The sequence below is a fragment of the Cupriavidus sp. a3 genome (assembly GCF_051015765.1).
Lineage (GTDB): Bacteria > Pseudomonadota > Gammaproteobacteria > Burkholderiales > Burkholderiaceae > Cupriavidus > Cupriavidus oxalaticus_A.
In genome coordinates this window covers 1,565,575-1,590,482 of sequence record NZ_CP170643.1, presented here as the reverse complement: position 1 = coordinate 1,590,482, position 24,908 = coordinate 1,565,575, and the positions used below count along the sequence as shown (strand labels likewise).

Sequence of the window (24,908 nt, the reverse complement as noted above, 5' to 3'; positions counted from 1 at the left end):
TGGATGGTAAGGATCCGTTGCGGCCGCGCCGGGTTCAGTGCTGCCCGCCGGCCAGCGCCTGCGCGCGGATCGCGCTGAGCGTGGTGCGCGGCGTGATCACGTCCGGATCGACGCGGATCTCGATCAGCGTCGACACCGGCGCGTCCAGCGCGGCGCGCAGCGCCGGGGCGAAGGCCTCGGTGGAGGTCACGGTCTCGCCGCGCGCACCATAGGCGCGCGCCAGCGCGGCAAAGTCCGGGTTGTGCAATTCGGTGCCCGATACATGGGTCGGGTATTCGCGTTCCTGGTGCATCCGGATGGTGCCGTACATGCCGTTATTGACGACGATAAACACCACCGGCGCCTGGTACTGCATGGCGGTAGCAAGTTCCTGGCCATTCATCAGGAAGCAGCCGTCGCCGGCCAGCGCCACTACGGTGCGCCGCGGGAAGGCAATCTTGGCGCCGACCGCGGCGGGCACGCCATAGCCCATCGCGCCGCTGGTCGGCGCCAGCTGGCCGCGGCCGCCGTTGCGGAACGGGCGATAACGGAAGTAGCGGTGCAGCCAGCCAGCGTAGTTGCCGGCTCCGTTGGTGACCACCGCATCGTCCGGCAGCATCTGGTCGAGCGTGCGGATGACCTCGGCCATGTCGACGCCCTGCCCCGCATACGCAGGCGGCTGCAGGTAGCGCTCGTAATCGGCATGGGCCGCTTCGGTCCAGGGCTGCCAGCGCGGCGCCGCGGCGGGCTCCAGCGCGGCCAGGCGCGCGGCGATGGCCGGCATCGAGGCGTGGATCATCAGGTCGGCCTGGTAGACGCTGCCCAGTTCCTCGGCACCGGCGTGCACGTGCACCAGCGTTTGCGCGGGCCGCGGCGCGGCGATCAGCGCGTAGCCGCCGGTGGTCATCTCGCCCAGGCGCGGGCCGATGGCCAGCACCAGGTCCGATTGCCGGATGCGCTCGGCCAGCGCCGGGTTGATGCCGATGCCGACATCGCCGGCATAGTTGGGATGGCGGTTGTCGAACAGGTCCTGCCCGCGGAAGGCGCAGCCTACCGGCAGCGCGAAGCGTTCGGCAAAGGCCTGCAGGTCGGCGCAGGCCTGCGGCGTCCAGCCGCTGCCGCCGGCCAGCACGAAGGGCCGCTCGGCGGCTTCAAGCATTTGCTGGAGGCGCGCCATCCCGGGATCGCCCGGCCAGCTCAGCACGCGCTCGTAGCCGCGTAGCTGCGGCACCACGGCCGTCTGCGCCAGCATGTCCTCCGGCAGCGCCAGCACCACCGGGCCGGGCCGGCCCGAGGTGGCGGTCTGGTAGGCGCGCGCGATGTATTCGGGGATGCGCTCGACCCGGTCGATCTGCGCCACCCACTTGGCCATCTCGCCGTACATGCGGCGGTAGTCGATTTCCTGGAAGGCTTCGCGATCCATGAAATCGGTACCAACCTGTCCGATGAACAGGATCATCGGCGTCGAATCCTGGAACGCGGTATGCACGCCGATGCTGGCATTGGTGGCGCCAGGACCGCGCGTGCAGAAAGCCAGCCCGGGACGGCCAGTCAGCTTGCCGTAGGCCTCGGCCATGACCGCGGCGCCGCCTTCCTGCCGGCAGACGATAAAGCGCAGCTGGTCGCGGCGGCGATGGAAGCCGTCGAGCACCGCCAGGTAGCTTTCACCCGGCACGCCGAAGGCCAGCTCGGCGCCATGCGCCAGCAGCGCGTCGACCAGGATATGGCCGCCCAGCATCGGCACCTCGCCGGCTTCGTGCGAATGGGGAGTGTCAGGGTTCGAATGGCCCGGCGTGAAAGTCATGGAAACATCCTCGAGGCAGGCTGGAACAAGGCGAGACGCGCAGAGGGCAGGCAATGGCGGCCGGCGGCGCCGGCCCGGTTCAGGCTGCCGGCGCCGCGGCGCCGCGGCGCGAGCGGTTGCCGTTGCCCACCGTCACCGCGGTAAAGATCGAGATCAGCTGGAAGCCGCCGATCATGAAGAACACCCAGGCCGGCAGCCGCGCATCCATCAGCGCGCCAAAGAACAGCGGCCCGCAGGCCAGCCCGATGTCGAGGCCGGAATAGACCACGCCATAGACACGGCCGGTGGCGCCGGCGGGCGCGGCGGCACGCACCAGCAGGTCGCGCGACGGACCGGCGATGCCGGCGCCAAACCCGATCACCCCCATCAGCACCGGCACCAGCAGCGCGGGGAACAGGTTCAACCCGACCAGGATGGCGAACAGGCCGGAGACGGTAAAGCTGAGGGCGATGAGCCGGTCATGGTTGCTGGTGCGGCTGGCGGCAAAGCCGCCGACCACCATGCCGCCGGCGCTGCACAGCATGTAAATGGTGTATGAAGCCGTGGCCAGCGTGAACGGCATGCCGTACAGGTAGGTCAGCGCGGTCGGCGCAAAGCTCTGGATGCCCGCGGCGGAGAACGTGGTCAGCAGAAAGAACGCCCAGCACACCCATACCTGCGGCAGCCGCAGGAAGCCCAGCAGGCTGCCGCCGGCGGCCCTGGCGGCGGGACGGCCCACGGAGTCGCGCACCTCGCGCGGATCCAGCACATGGCGCAGCACCACCAGCACGGCCAGCACCGCGAAGGCCACGACCGAAGCCGCCGCCAGCGCCACGCGCCAGCTGGCCAGGTTGGCGATGGTGACCAGGAACAGCGGCGCCGCCGCCCAGCCCAGGTTGCCGGAAATGCCGTGGGCCGAGAACGCATGGCCCAGCCGCGGCTGCGATACGTGCTTGTTCAGCAGCGTGAAATCAGCCGGGTGGAACACGCCGTTGCCCAGCCCCGCCACCGCCGCGCCGGCCAGCAGCGCGGCATAGCCGTTGCTGGCCGATAGCAGCAGCGCCGCACTGCCCAGGAAGGCCAGCCCGGCAAACAGCACCGGACGCGCGCCGAAGCGGTCCACCACGAAACCCGAGGCGGTCTGCACTACCGCCGACACGGCGAAGAACACCGTCATCAGCAGGCCGAGCTCCGCATAGCTCAGGCCGAACTCGGCCTTGATCCACGGGAACAGCGGCGCCAGCAGCAAATGATAGAAATGCGAGACCCCATGCGCCAGCCCGACCAGCCCGATCACCTGGGCGTCATGGCGAAGCGGATTGCGGGCGGGATCGATGGCGGCGGTGGACATGGCGCGGGCGGAAGGTGCGGTTGCGGGCTGCGGAGTAGATGCGGCGAGCCAGCAAAAAATGCGGGCCGAAGCCCGCATCATAGAGGAAAACCGCGCCACGCTGCAGCCGGGTGGCGGTACCGCCGCTTGCTGCGATCCTTACATCTGCTTGAACAGGTGCGCGTACTGGCGCGCCACCGGCAGCAGCTCGGGCCGGTCGCGCAGCCGCAGCGACAGCCGCCCCAGCGACTGGTTGACCGCGCTGGCCACGCAGTCGATGTTGACCACCGTGCCGCGGTGGACCTGCCAGAAACGCTCCGGATCCAGTTGCTGGGTCAGTTCGCGCAGGCTGGTGCGGATCAGCGCCTCGCCGGCGCTGGAGACCACGTTGACGTACTTGTCGGTTGCCTCCAGGTAGATCACCTCGTCGACCGGGATGATGCGGACCTCCTGACCGACCAGCGCCTTGATAAAGCGCAGGTACTGGCGCTGCGACGCGCCGCCGGGCGTGGCGTGCTCCAGGGATTCGAGCCGCGCCAGCAGTTGCCCCAGGCGGTCGGTGTCGAGCATGGCGGCGCCCTCATCCGTCTCCTCGTCTGCGTCGTCCTCCGTGTCCGACATCGCCTGCAGGCGTTCCTTGAGGCGGCACACGGTCGCCTCCAACCGCTCGCGCTGCACCGGCTTGAGCACATAGTCGACCGCGGCGCGCTCGAAGGCCTCCAGTGCAAACTGGTCATAGGCGGTGACAAAGACCACCAGCGGCGGGATATCAAACTCGATCAGCTCGCGCGCCACGTCCATGCCGCTCATGCCCGGCATGCGGATGTCCAGGAACACCACGCGCGGCTGGTGCTCGCGCGCGGCGGCCAGCGCGGCCATGCCGTCGTGCACGACCGAGACGATACGGGCCTCGGGCCACAGCGACTTCAGTTCGGATTCCAGCACGCGCGCGAGCAGCGCTTCGTCGTCGGCGATCAGAAGGGTCGGGGTCATGGGGGCGAGGTTGGGGGCAGTGAAAAAATCTGGGCGATGCTGGGGGCGCCGCCCTACGCAGCGCCCCTCGTTGTCTTCGCACCGGCGATCGCCAGCAGCGCGTTCAGGTCCGCTGGATCGCCGGCGACACCGGCATGCTCTCCGGCAGCGTGACCGTCTGCGTCAGGGTCGGCGCCTCGACCGGGCGCACCAGCGGCAGCGTCAGCCGCACCACCACGCCGCGCGGCGTGTTTTCTTCCATCTGCATGCTGGCGGCGGCCCCGAAGATCCGTGCCAGCCGCTCGCGCACATGGGTGATGCCCAGCCCCGAGCCCTTGCCCGAGGCCTGGCCAAAGCCCACGCCGGTATCGGCAATGATGACCTGCACCGCATCGTCGCCGGCGGCGCGCGCCGACAGGCGGATATGCCCGCCGATCATGCAAGGCTCGATACCGTGCGTCACCGCGTTTTCCACCAGCGGCTGGATCAGCATCGGCGGAATTTCGACCTTGGCCAGCTCGCGCGGCAGGTCGATGTCATACGACAGCCGCTGGCCGAAGCGCATGCCCTGGATATCCAGGTAGCTGCGCAGCAGCTCGAACTCCTGCCGCAGCGTGCATTGCTCGGCGCGGGTGTGGGCCAGTGACATGCGCAGGAATCCGATCAGGCGCTGCAGCAGCTGGCGCGCGGCGGGCGGGTCGGTGGCGATCAGGCCGTCGAGGTTGGCCAGCGAGTTGAACAGGAAGTGCGGCTCGATCTGCGCCTGCAGCGCCATCAGCTGCGCGCGCACCAGTTGCTTTTCGGCTTCCTCGCGCTGCAGCGCGTCGAGCGCGGCCTGGCGCTCCAGGTAGGCGAGCTTCTCGCGCGACCAGTAAAAATAGATCATCGACGCCGATGCCAGCATGCCCACCACCAGGCACATGCGCAGCATGTCGCCGGTTTCGGCCACCGACTTGGGCGGCAGGTCCAGCGCCACGCGCGTGGCCCAGCCGCCGATCACCACGCCGGTCGGCACCGCGGCGGCGGCCAGCAGCAGGAAAGGCCAGCGCCGCGGCCGGTCGTTCCACCAGATGCCGACGCGGGGGATATCGATCAGCAGCCAGATCGACAGGCCGATCAGCTGGCTGTAGACAAAGTTGTGCCAGAGCGTGCCGCCGGTCTGGAAGCCGTAGTTGAGGCTGACGGCGATGACCGTGTTCATGCACAGCACGAACAGCAGGTCGCGCCCGAGGATGGTAAGCCGCGACGGGGGCGCGGTGGCGACGGTGGAGATGCAGCGGTTCATGGCGGTATGTTAGCGTTGGCTCGTCTCGGCGCAATCCCCCGAGGTGACGCGCGTGCCACACTCACCGGTCAGCGCACGCCACCACTGCCCTGACAGCACATAGCGCGGGAAGGTGATCCATTGCTCGGCGAAGATGCGTCCGGCGATGTCCGCCGGTCCGGCAAACGGCTCCGGCGCGTTGGCCTCGAGCCGGTGCCCGCGCCCTTGCAGCGCCAGCGACATGCCCATGCACACCAGCCCCAGCGCCACCGCGGGCAGGCGCAGCCGCAGGATGCCATAGGCGCCCAGCACCGTGCCCGCCATGAACATCGGCACGGCCACGATATGCAGCAGCAGGTTGCGGGGATGCTGGTGGTTGCGGCCATAGCCGCGCCACTGCCAGCGCAGCAGCGGTTCTTTGCGCATGATCGTCTCTCTCCCTTGCCCTTTTTCTGCCCGCCTACATCGCCCGGCCAGGGGCCGAAGGGGCAGCCGCGCGCAATATCTGTTGCACTGCGGGAAAGCGCCGCGCAAGTTCAATCCGGATGCGGAAGGCCATGCGTGGCACGTGCACGGACTTTACCCTTCACCCGGCTGCGAAGAAAGCCTGTTGCGACGAACGGTGGAAACGGGGCGCGAACGGCACCGTGCGGGGGCGGACGGCGCGCGCGGAAGGCGGCGAGGTGCAGCCAACGCCATCCGGCGCCGGGCAAAGCCCGGCGCCGGGCCGAGATACGGGCGGCGCTCAGGCCGCCAGCGCCTGCCGCTCCTGCTCCGACAGCGCGCTGCTGACGGTGTCGCGCGACAGGTGCGGCGCGAACATATTGATGAAGGCGTGCGCATAGCCGCGCAGGTAGGAACCACGGCGCACGGCCACGCTGGTGGTGTTGGGCGCGAACAGGTGGTCGGCCTTGATGCGCACCAGGCCAGAATCCTTGCGCTCGTCGTACGCCATCGACGCGATGATGCCCACGCCCAGCTCCAGCTCGGCATAGGTCTTGATCACGTCGGCGTCGAGCGCGGTCAGCACGATCTCCGGCTGCAGCCCGGCTTCGGCGAAGGCGCTGTCGATCTTGCGGCGGCCGGTAAAGCCGGCGTCGTAAGTGATGAGCTGGAAACCGGCCACGTCCTCGAGCGTCGGCTCGGGCAGGCGCGTCAGCGGATGGTCGGGCGAAACCACCAGCACGTGCTGCCAGCTGTAAGCCTCGAACGAGGTCAGCCCGGCTTCGGTCGCCAGCGCTTCGGTGGCGATGCCGATATCGGCCTGCCCCGTCAGCAGCAGCTCAACGATATGCGTGGGCGACGCTTCCTGCAGCGCGAGGGTCACGTGCGGATACTCGCGGCGGAAGGCCTGCACCACGCGCGGCAGCGCGTAGCGGGCCTGCGTGTGGGTGGTGGCCACGGTCAGGCGCCCGGTATGGCGGCCGGCGAACTCGTCGCCGGCCTGGCGCAGGTTCTCGGCCTCAAGCAGCAGGCGCTCGACGATGCGCACGATCTCGCGGCCGGGCTCGGTCAGCCCGGTCAGGCGCTTGCCGTAGCGCTCGAAGATCTCCACGCCCAGCTCTTCTTCCAGTTCGCGGATCTGGCGCGACACGCCGGGCTGCGAGGTGTAGAGCGCGTTGGCGACCTCGGTCAGGTTGAACTGGCGGCGCACCGCCTCGCGGATCGATCGGAGTTGCTGGAAGTTCATCGTGCGGCCTCTTGTTTTTTGATGGGGGCAGTGCCGTTGGCCTGCGTAAAGACGCGCAGCTGGCGCGGCCGCACGGCGAGCAGCTCGCCCTCGCGGAAGCCCGCGCGGCGGAAGCGCTCGAGCGGCAGCGCCACCTCGATCACGTCCTGGTTGTCTTCACGCTCGAGTTCGAGCTGGGCCACCGGGCCGAGCGTCAGCGCGCGGCGCAGCGTCACGGCAATGCCGTCGGCGCCGGGCGAATAGCGCTCCAGGTCCAGGTCGTGCGGACGCACATACGCCACCGCATCACCTGCGGTCTCGTGCCCGCTGCCGACCACCGGCAGCACCGCTTCGCCGGTATGCAGCAGGCCGCCGCTCTCGCCCACTTCCAGCCGGCCGTGGAACAGGTTCACATTGCCGAGGAAGCCGAACACGAACGGCGTGGCCGGATGGTTGTAGACCGCCTCGGGCGAGCCATACTGCTCGACGTGGCCGCGGTTCATCAGCACCACCTGGTCGGCCACTTCCAGCGCTTCTTCCTGGTCGTGCGTGACGAACACGCTGGTCACATGCAGTTCATCGTGCAGGCGGCGCAGCCAGCGGCGCAGCTCCTTGCGCACCTTGGCGTCGAGCGCACCGAACGGTTCGTCGAGCAGCAGCACGCGCGGCTCCACCGCCAGCGCGCGCGCCAGCGCGATGCGCTGGCGCTGGCCACCCGACAGCTGCGACGGGTAGCGGTCGGCCAGCCAGTCCAGCTGCACCAGGTCGAGCAGCGAATGCACCTTCTCGCGGATCTGCGCTTCGCTCGGGCGCTCGGCGCGCGGCTTCACGCGCAGGCCGAAGGCCACGTTCTCGAACACGCTCATGTGCTTGAACAGCGCGTAGTGCTGGAATACGAAGCCCACCTGGCGCTGGCGCACATGCTGGTCCGAGGCGTCCCGCCCGGACAGCACGATCTGGCCCGCGTCGGCGCGCTCCAGGCCGGCGATGATGCGCAGCAGCGTGGTCTTGCCGCAACCAGACGGCCCCAGCAGCGCGGTCAGCTCGCCTTCGTCGAAATCGAGCGAGACATTGTCCAGCGCGACGAAATCGCCAAAGCGCTTCTCTACGTTCTTGACCTGGATACTCATGATGCCGTTCCTTACACGGATGCCTGCAGGGGGGTTCCTGCTGTACCAGCTGTACCAATCGGCCGCTCGATCACGGCCTCTTCCGTCTCTTTGCGCGCGCGCCATTCCACCAGCGTCTTGATGCCGAGGGTGACCAGCGCCAGCAGCGTCAGCAGCGAGGCCACCGCGAAGGCCGCCGCGAAGTTGTATTCGTTGTAGAGGATCTCTACGTGCAGCGGCATGGTGTTGGTCAGCCCGCGGATATGGCCCGACACCACCGATACCGCGCCGAACTCGCCCATCGCGCGCGCATTGCAAAGGATCACGCCGTACAGCAGGCCCCAGCGGATATTGGGCAGCGTGATATGGCGGAAGGTCTGCCAGCCCGAGGCGCCCAGCACGATCGCGGCCTCTTCCTCTTCGCTGCCCTGCGCCTGCATCAGCGGGATCAGTTCGCGCGCCACGAAGGGGAAGGTCACGAAGATCGTCGCCAGCACGATGCCGGGCACCGCGAACATGATCTTGATGTCGTGCGCTTCCAGCCACGGGCCGAACCAGCCCTGCGCGCCAAACAGCAGCACATAGACCAGGCCGGAGATCACCGGCGACACCGAGAACGGCAGGTCGATCAGCGTGATCAGCAGGTTCTTGCCGCGGAACTCGAACTTGGCGATGGCCCATGCCGCCGCCACGCCGAACACCACGTTCAGCGGCACCGCGATCGCCGCCACCGTCAGCGTGAGCTGGATCGCGGCCACGGCATCGGGTTCGACCAGCGCTTCAAAGTAGGTCTGCACGCCCTTGCGCAGCGCTTCGTAGAACACCGAAGCCAGCGGCACGAACAGGAACAGCGTGAGGAACAGCACCGCCACCGTGATCAGCGTGTAGCGCACCCATGGCGCCTCGCCGGTGGCATCGAATGCGTGGTGGGCCTTGGCCTGGCGCTGCGCGCCCAGGCGTCCCGAAACTGCGCCCGCCATGTCAGAACTCCTTGCCCGTCGCGGGCGCTTCCGGTGCCAGCGCAGCGCGCGCACCCGACTGGTGGCGGCGCGTCCAGGCCTGCAGCAGGTTGATCAACAGCAGCAGTCCGAACGAGATCACCAGCATCACCACGGCCACCGCGGTGGCGCCGGCGTAGTCGTATTGCTCCAGCTTGGAATAAATCATCAGCGGCGCGATCTCGGACACCATCGGCATGTTGCCGGAGATAAAAACCACCGAGCCGTACTCGCCGGTGGCGCGCGCGAAGGACAGCGCGAACCCGGTCAGCAGCGCCGGCAGGATCGCCGGCAGGATCACGCGCCGGAAGGTCTGCAGCCGGTTGGCTCCCAGGCTGGCGGCGGCCTCTTCCAGTTCCTGCTCCACGTCTTCCAGCACCGGCTGCACCGTGCGCACCACGAACGGCAGGCCGATAAACGTCAGCGCCACCACCACGCCCAGCGGCGTGAACGCGACCTTGATGCCGAGCGGCTCCAGGTAGCGGCCGATCCAGCCGTTGCCGGCAAACAGCGCGGTCAGCGCGATGCCGGCCACCGCGGTCGGCAGCGCAAACGGCAGGTCGACCAGCGCATCGATCAAGCGCTTGCCGAAAAAGCGGTAGCGCACCAGCACCCAGGCGACAATCAGCCCGAACACCGTATTGACAATGGCCGCCACCAGCGATGCGCCGAAGCTCAGTTGCAGCGATGCCACCACGCGCGGCGCCGTGATCGACGTCCAGAACGCGTCCCACGTCATCGTGAACGTCTTCAGGAACGTGGCCGACAGCGGAATCAGGACGATCAGCGTCAGGTAGAACAGCGTGAAGCCCAGCGACAGGCCAAAGCCGGGAAGCACCGTGAAGCGCTGCTTGGCGGGGCGGCGGGGCGCACGCGACGCCGGCGCATCGGGGGCGCCTGGCGTGGGGGCATCCGCCAGGGATAGGGATGGTGGCATGTCGGTCTCGTCTGTGGTGGCCGGCTTGTGGCGCCGGTTCTTTATGACGCCGGCGCATATTGCGCCGGCTTACGAGACAGATTCTGCAGATCCGCTCTTATAAACAGAACGAATCTTTCTGAATTTTCTTAGACGGTTTAGATATATGGAGCGCCCGGCGCCACTTCCACGCCGGCTTCCCATGGCGCAGGCGTCACTTCAATGGCTCCGGCATCACATGCGTCAGCGATACGTTGCACCAGCGTACCCAGCAACGCCAGGCCCTCGTCCCAGTCGCCCAGGCCGGAATCGGAATTGATATGCCCCAGGTTGCCGGCATCGACCAGTTCGCTGCCCCACAGCGTGCCCCAGCTGAAGGCGGTGCGCTGCGGCATCCAGGGATCGTTGCGGCTGGCGACCATGATGGTGGGGAACGGCAGGCGGTAGGTCGGCAGCAGGCTGGCGACGCCGAACTTGTCGGGATCGGCCGGCGCCACCAGCAGCGCGCCGGCGATACCGGCCGGGTCCAGCGACGCCTGCCGCAGGGCCGCCAGGCAGCCAAAGCTGTGCGCCACCAGCAGCGCCCCGCGCGAGGCCACGCGCTGCGCCCGCATCACGCCTTCCGAGACGCGCTCGGCCCACAGCGGCAGGCTCGGGCGCGACCAGTCATGCTGCTCGACGCGCTGCCAGTCCGGGAAGCGCTGCTCCCAGCGGCTTTGCCAGTGCCCCGGGCCGCTGCCATGCAGGCCCGGCACGGTCAGCACCTGCAGGTGCCGCGGGATTTCCAGGCGCGTACCGTGCGCCGCCGATGATGGCCCTGCCGATGGCCCGATCGCTTGCGTCATACCGGCTCCTTGCTAAATTGGTGTGCCGCTGCCGATGCCGCTCCTGCGCCCTGCGCCCGCAGTCCGGCCGTGCTGACCAGCGCGCCGGCGAAAGCGCCCTGCCCCAGGTCGATGCCGGCGGCCTGCAGCCGCTCCACGCTTTCGGCGTCCTGCAGCCGCCGCCCGATCAGCGTGACGCCGGCATTGGCGGCGCTGGCGCGCAGCCCCGACAGCTGGCGGTCGGTCCAGGTGCGGCGCATATCGAGCTTGAGCCAGTCCGGCAACGCATGCGCCATCAGCGCGCCCGCCTCGGCCGGGTCCGACGCCTGCAGGCTGACCGCGAAGCCGTTGCGGCGGTAATTGCCGACCACGTGCAGCAGCAGCGGCAGGTCGTCGTTGGCGCTGGCCGGCACCTGGATCACGAAGCGCTCCAGCGGCAACCCCAGCGACTGCAACGCGCGCCGGAACGCGGCGCCATGGTCGTCGGCAACTGCCGCGAGCAGCCGGTTGTGCACGTTCAGCACCAGCTTGTGCGCGCCGTCGGCGGCAAAGTAGTTGATCGCGTGCAGCAGCCGCGACAGGCGGTCCAGCGACACCAGCGTGGTGTCGTCGGCAGCCATTGCGAACAACTTCCACGCGGCCAGGCCCACGCCATCGTCGGCGTAGGTATGGATCGAGCCTTCGTGCGCGACCACCTCGCGCTCGGCCAGGGTCACCAGCGGCTCGAAGGCGCTGGTCAGCGAGCAATTGAAGAACTGTCCCTGCACCTGCCCGCGCGCGTCGCGCCACAGTTGCCGGTCGGCCAGCGGCTGGCGCGGCAGCGATTCCAGATAGCGTTGCAGCGGATTGGCTGCGCTGGCGGGTTCATGCACGCCTGGCATGGCGATTTCCTTCGGTTGACCGGACCGCGTCGGGTCCCATGGTCGGGTTGTTGATGGCAACGGCGTGCTGCCGCAGCGCACGCCCTGCCTGCTCATGATAGGAGTTCAGCGGGCGGCAGCGAATGAAGATTCCGAGCTGTCGATGTGCGCACCGATGTCGATGCGCTGCGCACGGCGCTTCGTGCCCGCATCGAGGGGCGAAGAGGCCGCTGGCGCTTGCCGCATCACCCGCTGCAGCACCGCGGCTTCCAGTTGCGCGAAGCCGGCGGCGCCGCGCTCGCGCGGCCGCGCCAGCGCCACGCGCTCGTCCATCGCGATGCGGCCATCCTCGATCAGCACGATGCGGTCGGCCAGCGCCACGGCCTCGGAGACGTCATGCGTCACCAGCAGCGCCGTGAAGCCAAGCCGCCGCCACAGACCTTCGATCAATCCCTGCATTTCGATGCGCGTCAGCGCATCCAGCGCGCCCAGCGGCTCATCGAGCAGCAGCAACTGCGGGTGATGCACCAGCGCGCGCGCCAGTGCCACGCGCTGCCGTTGCCCGCCGGACAGCCGTGCAGGCCACGCCTGCGCGCGCTCGGCCAGGCCCACCTGCGCCAGCACCTCGGCCGCCTCGCCGCGCCGCGCGCGCGGCAGGCCCAGCGCCACGTTGTCCAGCACGCGCTTCCACGGCAGCAGGCGCGCATCCTGGAACATCACGCGCACGTCGGCGCCGCGCTTGCGGCTGCCCTTGCCCTGCTCCTGCGTGTCACCGTCGATGGCGATGCTGCCGCCATCGGCGCCTTCCAGCCCCGCCACCAGCCGCAGCAGCGTGCTCTTGCCGCAGCCGCTGCGCCCGACGATGGCGACGAACTCGCCCGGCGCCACGTCGAGCGCCACATCGTGCAGCACCTCGCGGTCGTCATAGCGCTTGACCACCTGGCACAAGCGCAGCGCGACGCCACCATGGCGGCGGCGCGGCGCCGCTGCCTCGTGCCTGACCGCCTCGCGGCGCGCGAGGCCCGCTTCAAGTTCGGCCAGCGCGGCCTGTTCCACCGGATACATCTGCATGTCGATCTCCTTGCCGAACGTGCGGCGTTGCGTGGTTCAGGCGGCTGCGTAGCCCGGGTGCCAGCGCAGCCAGTAGCGCTCTAGCCCGCGCGACAGCAGGTCGGCCAGCTTGCCCAGCAGCGCGTATAGCAGGATGCCCACCAGCACCACGTCGGTCTGCAGGAACTCGCGCGCGTTCATGGTCATGTAGCCGATGCCGGACTGCGCGGAGATGGTTTCCGCGACGATCAGGATCACCCACATCAGCCCGAGCGAAAAACGCACGCCCACCAGGATCCCGGGCAACGCGCCTGGGAGGATCACTTCACGGTACAGCTGCCAGCCCGACAGCCCGTAGCTGCGCGCCATCTCCACCAGCCCGGTGTCGACCGAGCGGATGCCGTGGTAGGTGTTCAGATACACCGGGAAGAACACGCCCAGCGACACCAGGAACAGCTTGGCGGATTCGTCGATGCCGAACCACAGGATCACCAGCGGGATCAGCGCCAGCGGCGGGATGTTGCGCACCATCTGCAGCGTGCTGTCGAGCAGCGTGGCCGCGCTGCGGAACGCGCCCGTCAGCAGACCGAGCAGCAGGCCAAGCCCGCCGCCGATGGCAAACCCGGCCAGCGCGCGCCAGGTGCTGACACCTACGTGTTTCCACAACTCGCCCGAACGGGCCAGGTCCCAGGCAGCGTGCAGCACGGCCAGTGGGGCCGGCAGCACGCGGTTCGACAGCCAGCCGTTCTGCGAGGCCGCCTGCCACACCACGATCAGCAGCATCGGCACGATCCACGGTGCCACGGCGCGCGCCAGCGCGGCGGGATGCCGGCGCGGCGGCGGAAGATGCGGAGCGCTCATGCCGCCCTCCTTCAGCTCTGCGCGGCGCGCGGCACGATGCCGGTCGCCATGACTTCGCCGAACGGGCCCGACAGCACCTTGCCTGGCAACTTCTCGCGCACCGAACGCGGCAGCAGCGGGAACACGAGTTCGGCAAAGCGGTAGGCCTCTTCCAGGTGCGGGTAGCCGGACAGCACGAAAGTGTCGATGCCCAGCTCCGCGTACTCGCGCATGCGCTCGGCGACGGTGTGCGGATCGCCCACCAGCGCGGTGCCGGCGCCGCCGCGCACCAGGCCGACGCCGGCCCACAGGTTGGGGCTGATTTCCAGCGCCTCGCGCGTGCGGCGCGCACCTCCCGCATGCAGCGCGGCCATGCGGCGCTGCCCTTCCGAATCCATCCTGGCGAACACCGCCTGCGCGCGCGCCACGGTCTCGTCGTCGAGGCGGCTGATCAGGTCATCGGCGGCGGCCCACGCGGCGGCATCGGTCTCGCGCACGATCACGTGCAGGCGGATGCCGAACCTGACGGTGCGTCCATGCTTCGCCGCATGCCGGCGCACGTCTTCCAGCTTCTGCGCCACGTCGGCCGGCGGTTCGCCCCAGGTCAGGTAGGTATCGACCTGCTCGCCCGCCAGCGCATGCGCCGGCGCCGACGAACCGCCGAAGTACACCGGCGGATGCGGCCGCTGCAGTGGCGGATAGAGGACGCGCGCGCCCTTCACGCTCAGGTGCTTGCCCTGGTAGTCGATCTGGCCATTGTCATGGCTGGCCGCCAGTACGTCGCGCCAGATCCGCAGGAATTCGGCCGAGGCCTCGTAGCGCTCGCTGTGGTCGAGGAACAGGCCGTCGCCTTCTAGCTCGGCGGTGTCACCGCCGGTGACGAGATTGATCAGCAGCCGGCCGTTGGAAAGCCGGTCGAACGTCGCTGCCATGCGCGCGGCAAGCGTCGGCGCCATCAGGCCCGGCCGCACCGCGACCAGGAATTTCAGGCGCTGCGTCACGGCCGACAGCGCCGATGCTGCCACCCACGGGTCTTCGCAGGAACGCCCGGTGGGAATCAGCACCCCTTCGTAGCCGAGCGTATCGGCGGCCACGGCGACCTGCTTCATGTAGTCGAAGCTGACTTCGCGCGCGCCTTCGGAGGTGCCGAGGTAGCGGCTGTCGCCGTGGGTGGGGATAAACCAGAATACGTGCATGTCGTGCTCCTTGTTGTTATGCGATGCCGTCGCGACGCATCAGCGCTGTGCTTGCTGTTGCGGCCTCTGTTGCGCCTCCTCCCAGCGCGCGTCGGCCACCTTGACCGGCTTGGGAATCAGCCTGAGCGCGTGAAACGCATCGGCGATGCGCTGCTGCTCGGCCAGCACGTCGGCGCTGACCGGGCGCGCGCCGTAAGAGAAGCGCGAGACCGCCAGTTCCAGCACGTCGGCAGGCAGGCCGACTTCGCCGGTCAGCACCGCGGTCGCGTCCTTCGGGTTCTTTTCTGCCCAGGTGCCCAGCGTGGCGAGTTCATCGAGGATCAGGCGCACGATTTCGGGCTTGGCCTGTGCGTAGGGACGCGACGCCAGGTAGAACTGGTGGTTGCTGACCACGTTCTTGCCGTCGGCGCCACGGCCATCGGCCAGTACGCGCGCGCCGAGCTGCTTTTCGGCGGCGGCGAGGAACGGGTCCCAGATCACCCAGGCATCGACCGAGCCGCGCTCGAAGGCAGCGCGCGCATCGGCGGGCGGCAGGTAGACCGGCTGGATATCGCTGTACTGCAGGCCAGCCTTGTCCAGCTGGCGCACCAGCAGGTAATGCACGTTCGAGCCCTTGTTGAAGGCCACACGCTTGCCGCGCAAATCGGCCACCGAGCGCAGCGTCGACGACTTCGGCACGACGATGGCCTCGGCGGTCGGCGCCGGCGGCTCGTTGCCGACATAGACCAGTTGCGCGCCCGCGGCCTGCGCGAAGATCGGCGGGGCTTCGCCCACGGTGCCGAAGTCGACCGCGCCGACATTGAGGCCTTCCAGCAGTTGCGGGCCGGCCGGGAATTCGGTCCATTTGACGGTGATGCCTTGCGGCGCCAGCCGCTTTTCCAGCGTACCGCGCGCCTTCAGCAGCGTCAGCGTGCCGTATTTCTGGTAGCCGATGCGCAGCACCTTGGCATCGATCTTCGACTGCGCTTCGGCGCGGCCGGGCAGCAGCCCGTAGGCCAGGCCGGTGGCGGCGACCAGCGCGGCAATGAACAGGCGGCGGCGCAGCGAGCCGGCCGGCTTGATGGTGGTGGTCATGCGATTTCTCCGTGGCCGGCCAGGGCGCCGGCGAATGTTCTGAAGTCGGACTGCGTGCAAACGCGGGCAGCATCCCGCCCTGCCCGCCCGGGTTGCCGGTGGCATGGCTGGCGGCGTTGCTGCCGCGGCGCCGGACTGGCCGGCGCCAATGCATCAGGAATTCAGATCAGGCGGTACATCGCTCCGCCACCACGGCGGCAGCGGCGGCGCGCTGCACGAAGGCGCCGGGCACAACGTCGAGCGCGTCGAGCGGGACCTCGATGCGGGCGTGCGCCAGTGCGTCGCGCACGCGCAGCAGGCCTTCGTCGAGGCGGGCGGACAGCGCGGCGTCGAAGCGCGCCTGGCGCACGCCGCCGCCATCGGAGGAGGCGGAGGAGGCGGAGGTGTCGATCTGCTGGTCCACGGCAAAGATGCCGGGCAGGATCTGGCGCGAGCCCAGCGCGGACAGCACCGGGCGCAGCGCGTAGTCGATCGCCAGCGCATGGGCGAGGCTGCCGCCGGTGGCGATCGGCAGCACGATCTTGTCGCGCAGGCCGGTTTGCGGCAGCAGGTCCAGGAAGGCCTTGAGCAGGCCGCTGTAGGCGGCCTTGTAGACCGGCGTGGCCAGCACCACCACCTGGGCCTCGGCCACCGCGCGGGTGGCGGCGGCAATGGCGTCGTCGTCCACGCGCGCCGCCAGCAGCGGGCCCGCCGGCAGGTCGCGCAGGTCCAGGTGGCGGGTGCGTTCGCCGGCAGCTTCCAGCGCGGTGCGCAGGTGCGCCAGCACAAGGCCGGAGCGGGACTGGACTGACGGGCTGCCGGAGAGCGTCAGGATGGACATCGGGGCTTCCTTCTTCTGGTGGGCCGGCTCGGTGCCGGGCCGCCCCACGCGGCCCGGCCCGCCAGCCTCATGGATTATTTCTTGCCGGGTTGATAAACCTGGTCGAACGAGCCGCCGTCGGCGAAGTGGGTCTTCTGGGCCTTCTGCCAGCCGCCGAACACCTCATCGATGGTGAACAGCTTGACCTTGGGGAAGTTGGCCGCGTACTTGGCCGCCACCTTCTGCGAGATCGGGCGGTAGTAGTTCTTCGCGGCGATCTCCTGGCCTTCGTCGGTGTACAGGAACTGCAGGTAGGCCTCGGCGGCCTTGCGCGTGCCCTTCTTGTCGACCACCTTGTCGACCACGGCCACCGGCGGCTCGGCCAGGATCGAGATCGACGGCGCGACGATCTCGAACTTGTCCGGACCCAGCTCCTTGATGGCCAGGATGGCTTCGTTCTCCCAGGCCAGCAGCACGTCGCCCAGGCCGCGCTCGACGAAGGTGGTGGTGGCGCCGCGCGCGCCAGAGTCCAGCACCGGCACATGCTTGAGCAGTTCGCCGACGAACTCGCGCGCCTTGGTCTCATTGCCGCCAGGCTGGCGCAGCGCATAGCCCCACGCGGCCAGGTAGTTCCAGCGTGCGCCGCCCGAGGTCTTCGGGTTCGGCGTGATCACCTGCACGCCGGGCTTGACCAGGTCGCCCCAGTCCTTGATGCCCTTCGGGTTGCCCTTGCGCACCAGGAACACAATGGTCGAGGTGTACGGCGCGGCGTTGTGCGGCAGGCGCTTTTGCCAGTCCGGCTTGATCAGTCCCTTCTCTGCGATGGCGTCAACGTCGTAGCCCAGCGCCAGCGTCACCACGTCAGCATCCAGCCCGTCGATCACCGAACGGGCCTGCTTGCCGGATCCGCCATGCGACTGGCGCACGGTCACGGCATCGCCGCCCTGGGCCTTCCAGGCCTTGGCGAAGGCCGCGTTGACGTCGACATACAGTTCGCGGGTCGGGTCGTAGGAAACATTGAGCAGGTTGGTCGCCGAAGCGGTCTGCGCCGCGCCCAGGGCGCCCAGGACTGCCAGGCCGATGGCCAGTTTGCGGATCATTCGTGTTGCTCCCGTCTGTCGTGAATGGGCGCCAGGCGCCTCTGGTTGCTGTGCCCGCCGCCGGGGGCGGGCTTGTGTCAGGAGCAAGACTACCGACGGGGCTATCTGAACGGAACGAATGGTTTCGCCGATCCTTTACTGTTTTTTGCATAAGATCGGACGGAAATATCGGCATGCCGTCATATGGGGACGACGGGACGCAAGGTGCGCGTGAGGTGGCGTGAGGTGGCGCGAGGTTGCGCAATCGGCACACCCAAAAGAAAACGCCCGCACCGGCAAACCGGTGCGGGCGAAGTTTCCATTCCGGAAACGGGTAGACAAGTCATGAAGAGCGCCCCCGCATCTCCATGACAAGTAAATGGTATCGGCTCGCCGCCGAGTCCGATTTGATCGCGGTCAAGTCCGGGACAACCCGCAGAAATTCGCCATGCAGGCTTCAGCCGCCCTGGCGCGCCAGCAGGTCCGCCATTTCGTCGGCGTGCTCCTCTTCCACCGCCAGGATCTCTTCCATCATGCGGCGCGACGTCGGGTCACGCTCGCCCAGGAACGTGATGATCTCGCGATAGCTGTCGATGGCGATGCGCTCGGCCACCAAATCTTCCTTGATCATCTCGGTCAGGCTGTTGCCCGGGACATACTCGGCGTGCGAGCGGCTGGTCAGGCCGTCCGGCGCGAAGTCGGGCTCGCCGCCCAGCTGGACGATGCGCTCGGCGATCTGGTCGGCATGGCCCTGCTCTTCATTCGAGTGGGCCAGGAATTCTTCGGCGACGCTCTTCGAGTTCGGGCCCTGGGCCATGAAATAGTGGCGGCGATAGCGCAGCACGCAGACGATCTCGGTCGCCAGCGCGTCGTTGAGCAGCTTCAGCACGGCCTCGCGGTCGGCGGTGTAACCGGAGGTCACCGCACCCTCTTCGATATGCTGGCGGGCCCGCGCGCGCAGGGTCTTGACGTCGGTGAGGAAAGGCTTGTCGGTCATGGATTGGCTCCTGTGGGGACAGGCTGCGTGGAGGCGCAGCGCTTTGCAAGGAAACTCAACCCTTTTGCAACGCGAAAAGCATGCCACTTGGAGAATCGCATGCAGCACGGCAACTGACGGAGCGAAGCGCGGGATCGCCGTGAAAAAATTGCACGGCGCGGCACTCCCTTACATGGCAGGGCGCGGCCATGCAAAAAGGCCCTTGCGGGAATCCGCAAGGGCCTGCCTGTGACACCGAAGAGTCTCGAAACCGGGCTTACTGCACGGCCTGCCCGAAGGTGAACTCGCCATCCACATAGTCCACCGGCACCACATCCTTTGCCGCGAACTTGCCTTCCAGGATGGCGCGCGCCACCGGGTTCTCGATCTGCTGCTGGATCGCCCGCTTGAGCGGACGCGCCCCGAACACCGGGTCGTAGCCCGCGCTGGCGATCTTCTCCAGCGCATAGTCGCTGACCTCCAGCGTCATGTCCATGCGGGCCAGGCGGGCCTGCAGGCGCTGCAACTGGATGCGCGCGATCGACTCGATATTCTTCTGGTCGAGCGCGTGGAACACCACCACTTCATCGATCCGGTTCAGGAACTCCGGCCGGAAATGCGTGCGCACTTCCTGCCAGACCGCGCCCTTGATCGCTTCCTGCGGCTCGCCGGCCATCGACTGGATCATCTGCGAACCCAGGTTGGACGTCATCACGATCACCGTGTTCTTGAAGTCCACCGTGCGGCCCTGGCCATCGGTCAGGCGGCCGTCGTCCAGCACCTGCAGCAGCACGTTGAAGACGTCGGGGTGGGCCTTCTCCACTTCATCGAGCAGCACCACGCTGTACGGCTTGCGGCGCACGGCCTCGGTCAGGTAGCCACCTTCCTCGTAGCCCACGTATCCCGGCGGCGCGCCGATCAGGCGGCTGACGCTGTGCTTCTCCATGAATTCGCTCATGTCGATGCGGATCAGATGCTCTTCCGAATCGAACATGAACTCGGCCAGCGCCTTGCACAGCTCGGTCTTGCCGACACCGGTCGGTCCCAGGAACAGGAACGAGCCATAGGGCTTGTTCTCGTCCGCCAGCCCTGCGCGCGAACGGCGGATGGCATCGGACACCAGCCGCACGGCCTCGTCCTGGCCGACCACGCGGTTGTGCAGGCGGTCCTCCATCTTCAGCAGCTTCTCGCGCTCGCCCTGCATCATCTTCGACACCGGGATGCCGGTCGCGCGGCTCACCACTTCGGCGATTTCCTCGGCGCCCACCTGCGTGCGCAGCAGCTTGTTGGGCTGCTTCTGCTCGCTGGCTTCGGCATCGGTGGCGGCCTTGAGCTTGCCTTCCAGTCCCGGCAGCTTGCCGTACTGCAGCTCGGCCACCTTGTCGAGCTTGCCTTCGCGCTGCAGCTTCGCGATCTCGAGCTTGACCTTCTCGATCTCTTCCTTCAGCGCGGCCGTGCCCTGCGCGGCACCCTTCTCGGCCTTCCAGATCTCGTCGAGGTCCGCGTACTCCTTCTCCAGGCGCGCGATCTCCTGCTCGATCAGGTCCAGGCGCTTGAGCGAAGCCTCGTCGGTCTCTTTCTTGACCGCTTCGCGCTCGATCTTGAGCTGGATGGTGCGGCGCTCGAGCTTGTCCATCGCCTCCGGCTTGGAGTCGATTTCCATCTTGATACGCGCGGCGGCCTCGTCGATCAGGTCGATGGCCTTGTCGGGCAGGAAGCGGTCGGTGATATAGCGATGCGACAGCTCCGCCGCGGCGACGATGGCCGGATCGGTGATCTCGACGCCGTGGTGCAGCTCATACTTCTCCTGCAGGCCGCGCAGGATGGCGATGGTCGCTTCCACGGTCGGCTCGTCGACCAGCACTTTCTGGAAGCGGCGCTCCAGCGCGGCATCCTTCTCGATGTACTTGCGGTATTCGTCAAGCGTGGTCGCGCCGATGCAGTGCAGCTCGCCGCGCGCCAGCGCGGGCTTGAGCATGTTGCCCGCGTCGATCGCGCCCTCGGCCTTGCCCGCGCCCACCATGGTATGGATCTCGTCGATGAAGACGATGGTCTGGCCCTCGTCCTTGGCGACGTCGTTCAGCACGGCCTTCAGGCGTTCCTCGAACTCGCCGCGGTACTTGGCGCCGGCCAGCAGCCCGGCCATGTCCAGCACCAGCACGCGCTTGTTCTTCAGGCTCTCGGGCACTTCGCCGTTGACGATGCGCTGCGCCAGCCCTTCCACGATCGCGGTCTTGCCCACGCCCGGCTCGCCGATCAGCACCGGGTTGTTCTTGGTGCGGCGCTGCAGGATCTGGATCGCGCGGCGGATCTCGTCGTCGCGGCCGATCACGGGATCGAGCTTGCCGATGCGAGCGCGCTCGGTCAGGTCGATGGTGTACTTCTTCAGTGCCTCGCGCTGGCCCTCGGCCTCGGCGCTGTTGACCGATTCGCCGCCGCGCACGGCCTGAATGGCCGATTCGAGCGACTTGCGGTTCAGGCCGTTCTCGCGCGCGATGCGCCCGGCGTCACCCTTGTCGTCGGACACGGCCAGCAGGAATAGCTCGCTTGCGATGAACTGGTCGCCGCGCTTGAGCGCTTCTTTCTCGGTGGCATTGAGCAGGTTGACCAGGTCGCGGCCGATCTGGACCTCGTTGGTGCCCTGCACTTGCGGCAGGCGCTTGATGGCGGCGTCCAGCGCCGTCTGCAGGCCCTGCACGTTGACGCCGGCGCGTGCGAGCAGTGCGCGGGCGGCGCCGTCGTCCTGCGACAGCAGCGCGCGCAGCACGTGCTGCGGGTCGATGTATTGGTTGTCGTTGGCCAGGGCCAGGCTTTGCGCTTCAGCGAGCGCTTCCTGGAACCGGGTGGTCAGCTTGTCAAGACGCATAGGATTCCCTCTCTCGGATAGGTCGTGTCCTGATGCGGGGGGCGCTGGCCCCGGCTTCACCGCCGGGGTGCCTGGATGCCCTGCCGGACACTGGATATCCGAAAGATAAGGCTTTGTCGCGACATTTCAAGGACCCGCGGAGATAAGGCTTTGAGTGCAGCAAACGGTACGTGAAGCCGCCACAAACAGGCTATGCCGCCCGGCTCTCGCTGCCCTTGTCCGCCAGGTTGCGCACCAGCACCAGCGATTCGCCCTGCACGACCACCCGGCCATCCGCGCCGGTGACGACGCTCGCCAGGTTGACCAGGTCCTTGCCGGCGCGCAGCCGGACGATGCGCACCTGCGCGGTCAGCGGCTCGTCCAGCCGCGCTGCCGAGGCCAGCCGCAGCGATTGCTTCATCCACCCGGTGCCGCGCCCCGGCAGCCGTGTGCCGAGCAGGTCGGAAAACATGCCGGCCAGCAGCGGCAGCGGCACCACCGCCTCGCCGAAGCCGCGCGCGCGGGCGAAGGCGGCGTCAGCATGGTACGGATTGGCATCGCCGGTCAGGGCAACGTACTCGGCGATATCGGCCGCGGTGAAGGCGCGCGTGGCGCTGGCCGACTGCCCGGGACGCAAGCCGTACAGCGCGGGATCGCCCGCGGCCTCCGGCTGCGCGCCTGGCCATGCCGGCAGCCGGCCCGGTGCAGCCTCCGCCAGCCACGACGATTCACCGGCGGCCGCGACGCGCGGCGCCGCGCCGGGGATGCCCGCGCTGACCGTGGTGCCAAAACCCGCCGGCCCCGCCTGCGGCTGCGGCACCAGCGCAAACGCCACCGCATCGCCGGCGAAGGCCGGCGTCGGGAACATCAGCGTCTGCGCCACCGGCAGCGCAGGTGCGGCCAGCTCCCGCCACGTATGCGCGCACAGCAGCGAAAACAGGAACATGCCGTGCGCCACCGTGGCACCGAAGTGCGTGCCGCGGGCAAAGGCCGGATCGCAGTGGATCGGGTTGTCGTCGCGCGACAGCGCGGCGAAGCGGTCGAAATCGCGTTGCGTCAGCACGCGCGGCATGGCGTCGGTCATCAGTTGGGCACCTCCACGGTCAAGGCGTTGACGGTGATCGCATTGCCGGGTGCGGGCGTGGCGGCGATCGGCGGGACATTGGACGGCAGCAGCGTCGGCGCCGGCGTGTTGACAGTGCCGCCGCGCGGCGTGGTGCGCACCACCTGCGACGGCGGCAGCGGCTTGCCGGTCGTCAGATTGTCGTACACGGCGTCGAGCGCGCGGTTCAGGTACACATGGAGCGGCACGTAGCGGTTGCTGTAGCCCGCCACCAGCCCGATGAAGGCATCGAAATGCTGGGCATTCTCCACCTCGATGTAAGCCAGCTTGCTGGCCAGCCCCTCCTTCTGCCGGTTCAGCCCCAGGTACGGGCGCGAGGTATGGTTCACCGGCAGCAGGCCGTCGCTGCGGCCGTGCACGATCACCGCCGGCTTGCCGCGCAGGTTGCCGTTGCGCAGCGTCAGCGCCTGGCCAGCCTGCAAGGCGCGCGCCGCGGCGTCGGTCCCGGCCAGCAGCTTGCGCAGGCAATCGGCGCCATCGTAGTTGAGATCGGTGCGGCCGTTCGATGCCGACACGGAGAACAGGTTCAGGTACGGGCCGTGCGTCGGGTCGAGGTCGTTGATCAGCTGCACCGAGGGCGGCTGCGGCGGGATGCCATTGCCGGTGGCGAACATCGACGCCAGCGCTGCCGGGGCGATCGCCGCCGGCTTCAGGTCGGTCAGCGTATTGGCGAAGCTGTATCCGCACAGCTTGTCGGTCACGCTGGCCTGCGCGTAGGCGTTGGCGTAGGTCACGGTGATCGCGGCAGCGGTGTCGAAGGCGGCCAGCGACGGGTGCAGGTCATCGGATTCGGACTCCCAGCCCGCTTCATGCAGCGCCTGCAGCGCGCTGGCGCTTTGCTCGCTGGTATTGGTGCCGGTGACCAGTCCCTTTTCCGCCAGCGTGGTGCAGCGCGCCGCGAAGAACGGCGCCATGGTCGGGTTGTCGTAGAACGGTGACTGCGTCAGCGCAGTGGTGCGCGCGGCGCAGTGCTGCAGCAGGTTTGCCGTGCTGGTGTAGTCATACAGCGTGCGGCCCGAAGACGGCACCTGCACGCCGCCGCGCCGCACCACCACGCCTGTATCCGGTGGCATGTTGAGGTTGGGCTCGCCCACGGCCACGCCATCGATCAGGCCATCGGTGTCCTGCTCGGCAGCGGCCACCGCGGCGCCGCCACCGTTCGACACGCTCGACGCGATCACCAGGATCTTGCCCTTGTCCATGCTGCGCTGGCGCGTGCCGTTGGCGGACACCGCGCCGAAGCGGTCATTGATCGCCCAGATCGCGAACTCCACCGCCTGCAATGTGAACTTGCCCCAGTCCTTCTCCGGATTGCGCTGCGAATGCGCGTGCTTGAACGCGAGCCGGTGCGGGCTGGCGGCGGTGAAATCCGCCAGCGACGTGGCGCCTGCGGGCGCGGCGAACTGCGCATTCTTGCCGGCGGCCGCGCGCGTGGCGCGGGTGCCGTCGATCAGCGGCACGGTATCGGTATCCAGGTCGTGCGGCGCGGCGCCGGTGCCCTTGTCGGTGTAGGCGACCGCGCAGCCGCGCTTCAGCCCCCATTCGCCGGTGGCGATGGCGCCGTACACGCCGCGCGAGCCCGACGACGTGGCGGTGATCACGCACGGCCTGGCCGTATCGAAGCCGGCCGGGATCTGCACCAGCATGGTCACGTTCTGCTGGCCCGTGCCGTCGTCCGAATACGCCAGGTATTCCACGCCGGCGATCTTGCCCTCCGAGCCGGTGACATTGCCCTGCGCGTCCACGTTGGGGCCGTACAGCGAGCCATAGCCGCCAGCCGCGGTGGTGTCGACGATGGCTCGGTAGTTGGAGTAGATCGCGTAGCGCCGCAGTTCCGCCGCGGTCGGGGCGGTGGCATTGGCCGGCAGCGGCGCGGTGGCACTGGCAAGTCCGTCCTTGCCCAGCCCCGCGGTCAGCAGGTCGTCGCTGCTGCCGTTGTAGCTGATGATGTTGACCGCGCCGATATATGCGGGCTTGGTGTTGGGGTTGTTGCCGTTGCCATTGTTGTCATCGCCCGAGCCACAGGCAGCGGCCAGCATCGCTGCCGCGACGGCGAACACCGTACCGCGCAAGCTGCCTTGTTGCGGCGGCGGAAACTGCTTGGAATGCATGTCACCCTCCTTCTGTCGCCCGCGTCGGGGCGGTAGAGACGTACGTCAATGAGGAACAGCGGAGACTGCGGACAGCGGGACTGCGGGGACTGCAGGAAATGCAGGAAATGC

Annotated in this window: 21 protein-coding genes; all 21 read right to left on the bottom strand. The window is 68.3% G+C overall.

Going from position 1 to position 24,908, the window contains the following annotated elements; translation table 11 throughout:
* Window positions 1-34 precede the first annotated feature (34 nt).
* The 21 genes from ACAD63_RS07615 to ACAD63_RS07515 all read right to left on the bottom strand — a co-directional run bounded on the left by ACAD63_RS07615 (window position 35) and on the right by ACAD63_RS07515 (window position 24,797).
* On the bottom strand, window positions 35-1,783 hold the full coding sequence (locus ACAD63_RS07615; RefSeq protein ID WP_431189881.1) for a thiamine pyrophosphate-binding protein: 1,749 nt from the start codon (window positions 1,781-1,783) through the stop codon (window positions 35-37).
* Window positions 1,784-1,862: 79 nt separating this feature from the next.
* The gene (locus tag ACAD63_RS07610; protein ID WP_195427588.1) at window positions 1,863-3,113 is read right to left on the bottom strand and encodes an MFS transporter; all 1,251 of its coding nucleotides are present in this window, start codon (window positions 3,111-3,113) and stop codon (window positions 1,863-1,865) included.
* A 138-nt stretch (window positions 3,114-3,251) separates the two neighbouring features.
* Window positions 3,252-4,085 carry a LytR/AlgR family response regulator transcription factor gene (locus tag ACAD63_RS07605; RefSeq protein ID WP_135705450.1) on the bottom strand — a complete coding sequence of 278 codons (834 nt, stop codon included), beginning with the start codon at window positions 4,083-4,085 and terminating at the stop codon, window positions 3,252-3,254.
* A 103-nt stretch (window positions 4,086-4,188) separates the two neighbouring features.
* The gene (locus ACAD63_RS07600; RefSeq protein ID WP_135705451.1) at window positions 4,189-5,349 is read right to left on the bottom strand and encodes a sensor histidine kinase; all 1,161 of its coding nucleotides are present in this window, start codon (window positions 5,347-5,349) and stop codon (window positions 4,189-4,191) included.
* Between the two features lie 9 nt (window positions 5,350-5,358).
* A complete protein-coding gene (locus ACAD63_RS07595) occupies window positions 5,359-5,754 on the bottom strand; it encodes a terminase (RefSeq protein ID WP_434033663.1) in 396 nt (131 codons plus the stop codon).
* 319 nt (window positions 5,755-6,073) lie between these two features.
* Window positions 6,074-7,018 carry a CysB family HTH-type transcriptional regulator gene (locus ACAD63_RS07590; RefSeq protein ID WP_133096430.1) on the bottom strand — a complete coding sequence of 315 codons (945 nt, stop codon included), beginning with the start codon at window positions 7,016-7,018 and terminating at the stop codon, window positions 6,074-6,076.
* On the bottom strand, window positions 7,015-8,127 hold the full coding sequence (locus ACAD63_RS07585) for a sulfate/molybdate ABC transporter ATP-binding protein (protein WP_434033662.1): 1,113 nt from the start codon (window positions 8,125-8,127) through the stop codon (window positions 7,015-7,017). The genes ACAD63_RS07590 and ACAD63_RS07585 overlap by 4 nt, the downstream gene beginning before the upstream one ends.
* Before the next feature lie 11 nt (window positions 8,128-8,138).
* Window positions 8,139-9,086 carry a sulfate ABC transporter permease subunit CysW gene (gene cysW, locus ACAD63_RS07580; protein ID WP_135705454.1) on the bottom strand — a complete coding sequence of 316 codons (948 nt, stop codon included), beginning with the start codon at window positions 9,084-9,086 and terminating at the stop codon, window positions 8,139-8,141.
* A 1-nt stretch (window position 9,087) separates the two neighbouring features.
* On the bottom strand, window positions 9,088-10,041 hold the full coding sequence (cysT, locus tag ACAD63_RS07575; RefSeq protein WP_135705455.1) for a sulfate ABC transporter permease subunit CysT: 954 nt from the start codon (window positions 10,039-10,041) through the stop codon (window positions 9,088-9,090).
* 137 nt (window positions 10,042-10,178) lie between these two features.
* On the bottom strand, window positions 10,179-10,865 hold the full coding sequence (locus tag ACAD63_RS07570) for an RBBP9/YdeN family alpha/beta hydrolase (protein ID WP_133096434.1): 687 nt from the start codon (window positions 10,863-10,865) through the stop codon (window positions 10,179-10,181).
* On the bottom strand, window positions 10,862-11,725 hold the full coding sequence (locus ACAD63_RS07565) for an EAL domain-containing protein (protein ID WP_434033661.1): 864 nt from the start codon (window positions 11,723-11,725) through the stop codon (window positions 10,862-10,864). Before ACAD63_RS07565 ends, ACAD63_RS07570 begins: the two co-directional genes overlap by 4 nt.
* A gap of 105 nt (window positions 11,726-11,830) precedes the next feature.
* Window positions 11,831-12,775, bottom strand: coding sequence for an ATP-binding cassette domain-containing protein (locus ACAD63_RS07560; protein ID WP_434033660.1), 945 nt, complete (start codon window positions 12,773-12,775; stop codon window positions 11,831-11,833).
* 36 nt (window positions 12,776-12,811) lie between these two features.
* A complete protein-coding gene (gene ssuC / locus ACAD63_RS07555) occupies window positions 12,812-13,615 on the bottom strand; it encodes an aliphatic sulfonate ABC transporter permease SsuC (protein WP_195427583.1) in 804 nt (267 codons plus the stop codon).
* 11 nt (window positions 13,616-13,626) lie between these two features.
* The gene (gene ssuD, locus ACAD63_RS07550) at window positions 13,627-14,790 is read right to left on the bottom strand and encodes an FMNH2-dependent alkanesulfonate monooxygenase (RefSeq protein WP_434033659.1); all 1,164 of its coding nucleotides are present in this window, start codon (window positions 14,788-14,790) and stop codon (window positions 13,627-13,629) included.
* 39 nt (window positions 14,791-14,829) lie between these two features.
* The gene (locus tag ACAD63_RS07545; protein ID WP_434033658.1) at window positions 14,830-15,864 is read right to left on the bottom strand and encodes a sulfonate ABC transporter substrate-binding protein; all 1,035 of its coding nucleotides are present in this window, start codon (window positions 15,862-15,864) and stop codon (window positions 14,830-14,832) included.
* Between the two features lie 166 nt (window positions 15,865-16,030).
* Window positions 16,031-16,684, bottom strand: a complete 654-nt coding sequence (gene ssuE / locus ACAD63_RS07540; protein WP_135705462.1) for an NADPH-dependent FMN reductase — start codon at window positions 16,682-16,684, stop codon at window positions 16,031-16,033.
* Window positions 16,685-16,758: 74 nt separating this feature from the next.
* Window positions 16,759-17,763 carry a sulfate ABC transporter substrate-binding protein gene (locus ACAD63_RS07535; RefSeq protein ID WP_133096440.1) on the bottom strand — a complete coding sequence of 335 codons (1,005 nt, stop codon included), beginning with the start codon at window positions 17,761-17,763 and terminating at the stop codon, window positions 16,759-16,761.
* 436 nt (window positions 17,764-18,199) lie between these two features.
* Window positions 18,200-18,739: a ferritin-like domain-containing protein gene (locus ACAD63_RS07530; RefSeq protein ID WP_135705464.1), complete on the bottom strand. Its 540-nt coding sequence runs from the start codon at window positions 18,737-18,739 to the stop codon at window positions 18,200-18,202.
* Between the two features lie 256 nt (window positions 18,740-18,995).
* On the bottom strand, window positions 18,996-21,584 hold the full coding sequence (clpB, locus tag ACAD63_RS07525; protein ID WP_133096442.1) for an ATP-dependent chaperone ClpB: 2,589 nt from the start codon (window positions 21,582-21,584) through the stop codon (window positions 18,996-18,998).
* Window positions 21,585-21,774: 190 nt separating this feature from the next.
* Window positions 21,775-22,647 carry a MaoC/PaaZ C-terminal domain-containing protein gene (locus ACAD63_RS07520; protein WP_434033657.1) on the bottom strand — a complete coding sequence of 291 codons (873 nt, stop codon included), beginning with the start codon at window positions 22,645-22,647 and terminating at the stop codon, window positions 21,775-21,777.
* Window positions 22,647-24,797 carry a D-(-)-3-hydroxybutyrate oligomer hydrolase gene (locus ACAD63_RS07515; protein ID WP_195427580.1) on the bottom strand — a complete coding sequence of 717 codons (2,151 nt, stop codon included), beginning with the start codon at window positions 24,795-24,797 and terminating at the stop codon, window positions 22,647-22,649. Before ACAD63_RS07515 ends, ACAD63_RS07520 begins: the two co-directional genes overlap by 1 nt.
* Between the last annotated feature and the right edge of the window lie 111 nt (window positions 24,798-24,908).